At 68.7% G+C, this 9,300-nt stretch carries 13 protein-coding genes; 9 read left to right on the top strand and 4 right to left on the bottom strand.

Annotation, left to right across the window (positions count from 1 at the left end):
- The 6 genes from BZL64_RS19735 to BZL64_RS19710 all read left to right on the top strand — a co-directional run.
- A partial coding sequence (locus BZL64_RS19735; protein WP_208639476.1) for a Na+/H+ antiporter NhaA occupies positions 1-702 on the top strand: 702 nt, incomplete at its 5' end.
- Complete coding sequence (locus BZL64_RS19730) at positions 702-965, top strand: hypothetical protein (RefSeq protein WP_086770514.1); 264 nt, start codon at positions 702-704, stop codon at positions 963-965. The genes BZL64_RS19735 and BZL64_RS19730, both read left to right, overlap by 1 nt.
- 81 nt (positions 966-1,046) lie before the next feature.
- Positions 1,047-1,256, top strand: coding sequence for a hypothetical protein (locus tag BZL64_RS19725; protein WP_086770513.1), 210 nt, complete (start codon positions 1,047-1,049; stop codon positions 1,254-1,256).
- A complete protein-coding gene (locus BZL64_RS19720; protein WP_086770512.1) occupies positions 1,253-1,552 on the top strand; it encodes a hypothetical protein in 300 nt (99 codons plus the stop codon). The genes BZL64_RS19725 and BZL64_RS19720 overlap by 4 nt, the downstream gene beginning before the upstream one ends.
- Positions 1,549-1,773: a hypothetical protein gene (locus tag BZL64_RS19715; protein ID WP_086770511.1), complete on the top strand. Its 225-nt coding sequence runs from the start codon at positions 1,549-1,551 to the stop codon at positions 1,771-1,773. Before BZL64_RS19720 ends, BZL64_RS19715 begins: the two co-directional genes overlap by 4 nt.
- 290 nt (positions 1,774-2,063) lie before the next feature.
- Positions 2,064-3,650 carry an oxidoreductase gene (locus tag BZL64_RS19710; RefSeq protein ID WP_086770510.1) on the top strand — a complete coding sequence of 529 codons (1,587 nt, stop codon included), beginning with the start codon at positions 2,064-2,066 and terminating at the stop codon, positions 3,648-3,650.
- Here BZL64_RS19710 and BZL64_RS39075 read toward each other — a convergent pair.
- Positions 3,627-4,034 carry a transposase gene (locus tag BZL64_RS39075; protein WP_107430326.1) on the bottom strand — a complete coding sequence of 136 codons (408 nt, stop codon included), beginning with the start codon at positions 4,032-4,034 and terminating at the stop codon, positions 3,627-3,629. The genes BZL64_RS19710 and BZL64_RS39075 overlap by 24 nt on opposite strands.
- Before the next feature lie 101 nt (positions 4,035-4,135).
- Here BZL64_RS39075 and BZL64_RS19705 point away from each other — a divergent pair, with 101 nt between their 5' ends.
- Entirely contained in the window at positions 4,136-5,647 is a 1,512-nt protein-coding gene (locus tag BZL64_RS19705) for a family 43 glycosylhydrolase (protein WP_086770515.1), read from the top strand.
- 613 nt (positions 5,648-6,260) lie between these two features.
- Here BZL64_RS19705 and BZL64_RS19695 read toward each other — a convergent pair.
- A complete protein-coding gene (locus BZL64_RS19695) occupies positions 6,261-6,572 on the bottom strand; it encodes a hypothetical protein (protein WP_244205407.1) in 312 nt (103 codons plus the stop codon).
- A 123-nt stretch (positions 6,573-6,695) separates the two neighbouring features.
- On the opposite strand from BZL64_RS19695, the gene BZL64_RS19690 reads away from it, so the two are divergent.
- On the top strand, positions 6,696-7,004 hold the full coding sequence (locus BZL64_RS19690) for a helix-turn-helix domain-containing protein (protein ID WP_425276057.1): 309 nt from the start codon (positions 6,696-6,698) through the stop codon (positions 7,002-7,004).
- Between the two features lie 131 nt (positions 7,005-7,135).
- Here the strand turns inward: BZL64_RS19690 and BZL64_RS19685 are convergent, their stop codons facing one another.
- Together BZL64_RS19685 and BZL64_RS19680 are read right to left on the bottom strand one after the other, a co-directional pair.
- The gene (locus BZL64_RS19685; protein ID WP_086770509.1) at positions 7,136-7,567 is read right to left on the bottom strand and encodes a YybH family protein; all 432 of its coding nucleotides are present in this window, start codon (positions 7,565-7,567) and stop codon (positions 7,136-7,138) included.
- Positions 7,568-7,631: 64 nt separating this feature from the next.
- Positions 7,632-8,612 (bottom strand): alcohol dehydrogenase catalytic domain-containing protein, encoded by a 981-nt coding sequence (locus tag BZL64_RS19680; protein WP_208639477.1) that lies wholly within the window; start codon positions 8,610-8,612, stop codon positions 7,632-7,634.
- Between the two features lie 466 nt (positions 8,613-9,078).
- Here BZL64_RS19680 and BZL64_RS40625 point away from each other — a divergent pair.
- On the top strand, positions 9,079-9,300 hold a 222-nt coding region (locus tag BZL64_RS40625; protein WP_208639475.1), incomplete at its 3' end, for a hypothetical protein.

The raw sequence follows: 9,300 nt of genomic DNA, 5'->3' as shown, positions 1-9,300 counted from the left end.
ACCCTCGCGGTCGTCGACGACCTGGGCGCCATCTTGATCATCGCGGTGTTCTTCCCCTCCGACCTGAATCCGTGGGCGCTGGCCGGGGCGGGCGCCGGACTGGTCGCCTTCCACCTGCTCCAGCGGGCGCGGGTACGCGGCTGGTGGTGGTACGTCCCTCTCGGCCTCACCGTCTGGGCGCTGATGTACAACGGCGGGGTCCACGCCACGGTCGCCGGGGTCGCCATGGGGCTGATCCTGCGCACCACCCCCGACCCTGGTGAGAAGGAGTCCCCCGCCGCCCGGGTCGCGCTCTTGGCGCACCCGGTGTCGGCCGGCATCGTGGTGCCCCTGTTCGCACTGTTCGCCGCCGGCGTGAGCATCACCGGAGCAGCTCTGAGCGAGGTCTTCACCAGCCCCGAGCCCCTCGGCGTCGTCATCGGTCTGGTCGCCGGCAAAACTCTGGGCATCTTCGCCGCAACGTACCTGGCCGCACGCTTCACCCGCGCCCGCCTCAATCCCGCCCTGGCCTGGGCCGACGTGCTGGGCCTGTCGGTGNNGCTCGCCGCACTGCTCGCCGCCGCCCTGCTGCGCCGCCGCAACACCATCTACCGGCGCCTGTACGAAGCCGAAACCGTCGACGCGGACGCGGACGGTATACCCGATATCTACCAGCAGACTCAAGGCCCGGCCGCCACCAGGCACAGCATTGAGGACGCCTGATGGCCGACGAGACATCGGTGCTGATGCCCGTGATCACCGTGGCGGCTCTCGTCATCCGCGACACTTTCACCGAGATCCGGCGGCCAGGCAGCGCCCGCCGCGACTGGACCTTCGTCACGAAGGGGCGGGCGATGGCGGCCGCGGGTGTCGTGGCAGTGACGGTGACGGCACTCGGCTGGAACCAGGCCGGGTGGGCCGCCCTCGCCTGGGCCCTGCTCGCCGGCGCCCTGAGCGCTTATCTGATCGGCAGGGACAGCGGATGACCCTCGACAGCAGCGGCAGCCGCCCATGACGTACCCATCCGCCCAAGCAGCCGTCCTAGCAGTAAGGAGTAACCAAGCACCATGCCTGCACCCCGAATCGGCTCCATCCTGACGATCATCGGCGCGCTCCTCACGACGGCCGGAGCCGCACTCTACGTCCTGCCCGGCCCCGGCCTTCCCCTGCTCGCCCTGGGCCTGGTGATGCTCACGGCGGGCCTCGTCATGCTGACGGCGACCCGCCGCGAGAGAACGTCCAGTCCTCACCACGACAGGAACCGCGACTTCACATGATCTGGCAGTGGACTGGCCTCGCCGTCTTCTCCCTCGCCCTGCTGCCCGCCGGGATCGCACTGCTCACCGGCCAGGTACCGCAGCGCCTGCATTCCCGCCTGGCACCGATGCACCCCCGGGGCATCGCCCTCCTCGCCTTCTACACTGCGGCACCTCTCAACACCCTCCCCCACCTGGCCGGCGCCTCGACCATGGTCACCCTGGCCACCACCGCACTCGCAGGGCTGCTCACGTGTGCCGGCTGCGTGCTGGTCATCGTGGCCGTCGCTCACCGCGTCCAGGCCACCACCCGATGACGAACCCCACCCGCCTCAGGCGCCTCATCTGGTCGCTCACCGCATGGTGGCTCCTCCTGACCATGGGCCTGTGGCTTCTTGGCCGGGCCACCGACCAGAGCGCCTCACCCGTGGCGTGCGCCGCCTCCGCAGCATTCCTGCTCGCCGTAGGTGAAGCAGGTGACTGGCTACGCCGACGCTGGCACCGCTATCGCACGGCAAGGAGATACCGCCGCCTCTGAAGCCGCACCGAAGCACCACAGGCAGGGCAGAGTTCGCCCATGCCTCAGACCCGGCCCTTGCTACGAGCAGAGCAGCCGGGCTCCAGTTGGAGGAAGACAACAGAAAGCATGCCGGGCCGGTAGCTCGGCGACGGAGCCTGCCCTGATGAGGCTCCCCGAACCTGGTTCTGACCGCAGTTTCGTGAAGGGTCCTGTTTCGCACCGGCGAGCCCCTGACTGCCTCGTCTGAGTGGGCGGGGGCTTCACCGGGTCTTGTCCTGGGCTGGTCCGCCCAGGGAAGATCGTCGGTCATGCGTATCGACGAACTCAACGCTGGCGAAATCCAGTTGTGGAACCTCTTCGCCCAGGGCGGAGCGGTAGACGTCCGCGACGGCTCGTCAGCCGCGGAACCGGGAGTACGGGCCGAGGTCATTACGGCGCTGCTGCTGGGTGCCGGCACCGATCCCGCCCCGGGCGACCGCCCGGCACTGCGCCTTACCGGTGCCCATATCACGGGCAGGCTGGACCTGCGATTCGTCGAGGTTTCCGTCCCGATCGTCCTGAACGAGTGCCACTTCGACGAAGTGCCCTCGCTCCAGGGCGCCAGGATCCGCGAGCTGACCCTCACCGGTTGCGCCCTGCCGGGTCTCGCCGCGGACACCGCACAGATCGACGGCCGGCTGGTCCTGACCCGCTGCCACCTGACCGGACCCCTTGTACTCACCCGCGCCCAAATCCACAGCGACCTGGACCTCCGCGACACCGTGATCACCACGCCCGGGGCCGAGGCTATATCCGCAGCCCGCCTCATCGCGGGCGGCGACGTGCTGTGCGCCAACATGGCCGTCCAGGGAGCCTTCCGCCTCTCCGGCGCCGCCATCTCCGGCGAGTTCGACCTGGAGGGCGCCTCCCTGCGCAACCCGGGTGGCCATGCCCTGGACGCCTACCACGCCCAGATCGCCGAGGACTTCACCTTCCACCCGGGCTTCAGCGCCGAGGGACGGATCATCCTCTCGGGTGCAACCGTCGCGGCGGCCATCGGCTTCTGCGGCGCCCGGCTGAGCAACCCCGGTGACATCGCACTGGAAGCCGTCGACGTTACCGTCGCCCGCAACTTCGATCTCGGCCTGGGCCTCACCATCGACGGCGGCATCAAGCTCGATGGCAGCCGCATCGGTACGCAACTCAGCTTTCGCGACGCCACCCTGACGAACCCCGGCGGCATCGCCCTGTCCCTACGGCTGGCCCAGGCCCGGGAGACCGATCTGCGCACCCAGCAGCCGATCGACGGCATCGTCGACGCAAGTAACGCCCAACTGGGCACCCTGTACGACACCCCGAACACCTGGCCCTGTGACCTTCGTCTGGCCGAGACCACCTACGATGCCCTCGCCTCCCCTCTGACAGCCGCCGAACGGCTCGACTGGCTCCGGCGCAGCACCGACGGCTACCTCCCGCAGCCGTACGAGCAGCTCGCAGCCGCCTACCGACGGCTCGGACACGAAGACGAAGCACGCACGGTGCTCCTCGCCAAGCAACGCCATCGCCGTGACATGCTCCCCCTTCATACCCGCGTCTGGGGTTACATCCAGGACGCAACCGTCGGCTACGGCTACCGGCCACTCCGAGCCGGCCTCTGGCTCATGGCTCTGCTCGCCTGCGGCGCACTCTTCTTCGGAGCGCATCCCCCCGCCCCCCTCGATGCAGAGAAGGCACCGCCCTTCAACGCCGTCTTCTACACCCTCGACCTGCTCGTCCCGCTTTCCGCCTTCGGACAGGAAGCTGCCTTCGCACCACGAGACACTGGGCAATGCCTCGCCTACGCGCTGATCGCCGCCGGGTGGCTCCTGGCCACGACCGTCGCCGCCGGCATCTCACGTGCAATCAGCCGTCAGTAACGACCCAGATGGCCCACGACGTGACTCCGTGAAGCTCATTGGTCGCGTGAGGATGCGGATCCGGAGGAGCTGGAAGGATGCCCGGTTGTACATGCTCCTCTTGATCGTTTTCACTCTGTTCACGTTGCCCTCGACGACGCCAGAGCTCCATTCCGGGGTGAGGCCGCCGGTGACGGCGTCGAGGTCCTGACGGAGGAACCCGGCGAAGCCACGGACAGGTGCAGGAGCGTCCTGTTCGGCCTGGCGGATCCAGTCCATCAGCAGGTGCCCGCGGCGGTGGGTGACCAGGTCGTGGAAGGTGCGGGCCAGGTCACAGGCCCGCGTGATGTCCGGGCAGGCGAGCCGTGTTCGCCAAGGCCCACGACGACACCGTCTCAATCGCATACGGCGAAACCGTTGACGCTGAGTTGCCTCCCCCTTATGTTTTGGTCGAATTTACGAACCATGTTCGAAATTACGCACAGGGACGGTCCCGCATGCCGAAGATGTCAGAGCAGCCCCCCGCCGGACGCCAGAGATCCCTGATCCTGTGCTTGCTCGCCGTACTGATCGCCATGGTGTCAGCGACTACCCCGGCCGCCGCCGCCGAGGGCCGCCCGTACACCAACCCGATCAAATCGCAGAAGGGCGCCGACCCCTGGCTCGAGTACTACAACGGCAACTACTACCTGGTCACCACGTCCTTCACCGGTGTGCTGACCATGCGGAAGTCGCCGACCCTGGCCGGACTCTCCACGGCCGCCAGCCTCCAGGTCTTCAGCGACACCACCCCCACCCGCAACACCAACATCTGGGCACCTGAGCTGCACTTCTTCGACGGCCACTGGTACCTGTACTACTCCGCGGCGCAGAGCGGCGTCGCCTGCTGCGACTCCCAGCGCACCCACGTCCTGGAGAGCGCGGGCACCGATCCCATGGGCCCCTACACGTACAAGAACATCCTCACCGACGCCAGCCTCACACCCGGCCCGGCCGGCGCTCAGGGCTGGCTCATCGACGCCAGTGTGCTCAAGCACGACGACAAGCTGTACCTCCTGGGCAGTGGCAAGATCAACGGCAGCACGCAGAGCCTGGTCATCGCCCCGATGAGCAACCCGTACACGCTCAGCGGCCCCTTCACCATCATCTCCAGCCCCACCCTGAGCTGGGAGACCCAGGGCGGCCCGGTCAACGAGGGACCCGAGCCGCTCTACCACGACGGCCGGACCTTCCTCACCTTCTCCGCCTCCAACTGCCAGACCGCCGACTACAAGCTGGGCCAGCTGGAGCTCACCGGCAGCGACCCCCGGCTGGCCTCCTCCTGGACGAAGAAGCAGACGCCGGTCTTCCAGCGCGATGACACGGCAGGTGTCTACGCCCCCGGCCACAACGGCTTCTTCAGCTCGCCGGACGGCACCGAGAACTGGATCGTCTACCACGCCAACAACGCCGCGAACGGCGGCTGCGGCAACGGCCGTACGACGCGGGCGCAGAAGTTCACCTGGAACGCGGACGGCACACCGAACTTCGGCACCCCTGTGGCGCTCGGCACGACGCTGCCCGGCCCCTCGGGGGAGACGGCGACGACCCCGACCGCGTACACCCTGGTGAACCGCAACAGCGGCAAGTGCCTGGATGTCGAGGGCGGCAACACTGCGGACGGCACCAACGTCTTCCAGTGGAGTTGCAACGGCGGTGCCAACCAGAAATGGCGGGTCGAGGACCTCGGCAACGACACCAACCGGCTGGTCAACGTCGCAACCGGCAAGGTCGTGGACACCGCGGGCTGCGCGACGGCCGACGGCACCGACATCGCCCAGTGGTCCTGGCTGAACAACAACTGCCAGAAGTTCCGTCTGGTCTACACGGCCACCGGTGACTACGTGCGGATCGTGAACGAGAACAGCGGCAAGGTCGCCGACGTCGCGAACTGCGGCACCGCGAACGGGGCGGACGTACGGCTGTGGACGTGGCTGAACAACAACTGCCAGCAGTGGCGCCTCGTCCCCACGGCCTGACCTCTCTTCCCGCCCCGCACACCGTGATCTGCTCTTGCTCCGCAGGTAGCAGACGGAGAGGCAGCCCACCCGATCGAAGAGGACGGCCAGAAGCAGCCGTACGACCTTGCTACAGCGGAGGACTTCCTCTGCCACGCCGCTCCACCCAGGCCTCCGCCGCGGCGCGGGCGCTCCGCGGCAGGCCTGCCCCTACGGGTGCGAGTCATCAGACGCTGCTACTCCGCTGCTCGCACCCGTACACAATTCAGATCCGGGATGCTCTCGGCAAGCAGCGTGAAGAGGCCGGCTACGACACACAGGACGGCACGATCGAGCGCCTTACGCAGAACTGTGCGGATAAAGAGAAGCCGGCCCGGTCCGTTGCAGAGGCGCGCCGGAAACTCGGTCACCAGACGGTCGCTGAATACGTGAAGCAGTGGCGGCCGAGGCAGCGGAGGATGACGGAGTATTCCACAGGTTGGCATGTGGACAGCTCCATCAACGTGCACACCGTCCGGGCCCGGAAACTGTGATCCCGCTCGGGCGGCGGGACGGGCGCGCCCCTGCTGCCTCCCGCCGCCGGCGCCGTTCACCGGCGTCCGCGTCCCGCATCTGGCGGACCGGCCCGGCCAGCTCAAGACAGTTGCCGTCTCCTCCTCGACAGCGGCAGCGGCAGCGGCAGCGGCACGAGCGGATCGGCCGGTCGGGCCTGAGCGGGCCCTCCGGTGGCCGGTCGGTCTGCGCGGCGGCGGCCTGGTGGCGTCTCGCGGGCATGCTCAGTGCGCTGGGACTTCCTCATCTGGGTCGGCCACTTGCTGACCGGGATGTTCGAGCCGATCAACTTCAGCAGCACAGGCAACAGTTCGGCGTCCGACTTCGGCTTCAGCCCGGCCGCAGCGGCCTTCGCGAGCAGGGCGCTGGCCCGCGCGTCCCCGAAGACCTGCATCTGCCCGGTCTGGGGCACAGCCTGCTCGAAGCGCTCCTGCTGCGCCTTGCCAATTCCCCGGATGTCACCTCCCCCAGCGCGCTGGCGGGCGGCACGGGCCGAGGGGACACGTACGCACGGTTCATGGACGTCCTGGAAGCTGCACTTCCGGGAACTGCACCGGGCCGCGGACTTGCCGGGCTGCTCGGCTGCTCGCTTCGTACCCTCAGCCGCGCGGCCCGGGACGCCACCGGCAAGGGAGCGCGTGAGGTCATCGACGGGCGGGGGCTGCTCGAGGCCTGGCGCCTGCTGGGAGGTGCCGGTGGGGACGCCCGAGCTGTGGCCGTCCATCTCGGTTTCACCGATCCGGCGAACTTCGGACGGTTCCTCCGCGGCCACACCGGTCTCACCCCGGCCGCCTTCGCGGCCCGCGAAGCCAGGACCGGCATGTGAGGCGCGCGCGGCACAAGCCCCCCACGGCCGCCACGGCCTTGATCGGCTCCGGAGCGAGGGCCGGGCCGGGGCCGGCCGCCTCCTTCGATCGCTTGCTCACCGGCCGAGGGAGCGTCATCCTGCATCCCCGGTCAGGACGCGATCGCGCCCGTCGCGGTCTGGGCGAACGCCCAGTTGGAGTGCACGATGCGCCACTCGTCATCGATCAGCCGGTATGCCTCGGCGGCGTTCCAGGCGCGCAACTGCCGCTCGTTGCCGTTGTCGTCGAGCACGTAGGTGTTCAGGTTGTAGGCCAGGACGGCGAAGTCACCGCCGTCGCTGACGTGCACGACGGGGTTGAGGTACTCGCTGCGCACGATGTGCGGATTGGAGTAGATCGCCTCGATGTGAGCGACGGTCGCTTCACGGCCGACGACCAGGTCCTTTTCGATCGGGTCGAAGTAGCTGATCTCCTCGGCGTAGTTGTCGAGGTAGCCGCGGTTGTCGCCGACGCTCCACCGCTCGTTGAAGGACTTCTCCAGTTCCAGGATGGTCTTGCAGATTTCTTCCTTGTTGACGCCCATGACGGTCTCCTTTTCGTGCATGCTCCCGCCAGCCGCCTCCAGCCGGCGCGGATGGGTGTGCTTCTCAGTCGTCGAGCAGCACGACGTGCTTGCCCGGTGTGGTGCCGGCCTCGACATCGGCCTGGGCATCGCGAACCTGCTCCAGGCCGTGGTGGATCTTCGCGACCGGGGCCTTGAGCCGCCCGGCGGCGATGGCTTGCAGTTGCTGCTGGAACACCTGCGCGGGCAGGTCGGTGGCCCCGCCCGCGTAGCTGGTCAGCCGCACCCCGTTGGGGATCATGAACGGGGTGAAGTCGGGGATCGTCCACTGGCCCGCCAGGGCTCCGGTGAAGCAGACGGTGCCGTGCCGTCGGACGGTGCGGAAGGTGTCGGCGAGGACCGAGCAGCCCACCAGTTCCAGTACGGCGTCGACGCCGTCCGGCATCAGCTCGCGCACCTGGTCGGCGATGGTGCCGTTGTCGACCAGAGGATGGTCGACACCCACGGCCCGCAGTTCCCCGCCCCTCTCCGGGCTGCGAGTGGTGGACAGCACGGTGGCTCCCAGGTCCTTCGCGATCGTGGCCGCGCTCAGCCCCACCGTGGAGGTGCCGCCGCGGATCAGCAGCGTCTGCCCCGCCTGCAGACCGAGGCCCGTGGCGAGGGAGCCGTAGGCGGTCTGGAACATCTCCGGCAGCGCGCCGGCCACTTCCCACGGGAGGCCGGTCTCGAACGGGATGACCTGTCCCGCGGGGACAGTCACGTACTGCGCGTACGAGCCGTCGAAGGACCGGCCCATGCCGCCCATCATGGTCGCCACCTGCTGCCCCGGGCGCAGCCCGCTTTCCTCGTCGGCCCGGTCGACCACACCGACGCCCTCGATGCCGGGGATCCGCGGGTAGGTGACCTCCGGGTCCGATTCACCCTTTCGGGTGGTGACCTCGGACTCGTTGACGCCGAACGCCTTCACCTTGATGCGCACCCATCCGGGCTGCGGCTCGGGCATCGGCACCGTCGTGACCTGAAGGGCATCCAGGCCGCCGGGCTGAGAGACGACGACCGCCCGCATCGACGCAGAGGCGGCGCCTGCGGCCGCTGCACGCTTGTCCATGCCACTTCCTTACTTATCGAGTACGCCCCGCAGGGTCGCCACGCTGCGGCCCGCATCGAGGTGGTCGCCGCAGCACCTCTCGATCTTCTGTCGCCATCCGGCGAATCGCTCAGTCAGGTGCGGACATCTGATCGTCAATGGGGGACACCCGGTGAAGCCCCGCCATCGCAGGGCTTCGGGCCCCCTCATCCCGACTGAGGGAGCCCTGGGCGCGCGCCCCGTCACCCGTTCGGCTCGGCCGGAACGGTCGTGGAGTGGTTCTCGACCAGGAGGGACGAGCCCGAGGCATCCTGGTCAGGCCGCCGGGCGGAGAGGGACGGGATGCGGACCTGTCACCGGTGCGGTGCGGTGCTGTGCGCGGCTCGTCGGTGAACCGGGCTAGGGCCTCTTCGGCCGTGGGAACGGGGCCGAACAGTTGCTCCTGGTGGCTCGGTTCGGCGACGTAGCGGCCGGTCTCGAACCAGTGGAACATCGCGGCCAGGTCCTTGATCAGGGGTATGAAGCGGCTGGCGACGGCTCCTGCGGCGCGGGCGACGGCGGACGGGACGGCCACCACCTTGATCTTCTTTCCGGCGCGGCGGCCCATCACGTCGGCCACCTCCGCATGCTGACGGGACGGTCCCAGCCGATGTCGATCCGCTCACCG

This window comes from Streptomyces bobili (genome assembly GCF_002154575.1).
GTDB classification, from domain to species: Bacteria; Actinomycetota; Actinomycetes; order Streptomycetales; family Streptomycetaceae; genus Streptomyces; species Streptomyces bobili.
Note: the sequence above shows the minus strand (reverse complement) of the source record. Positions and strands in the feature narration are given on the sequence as shown.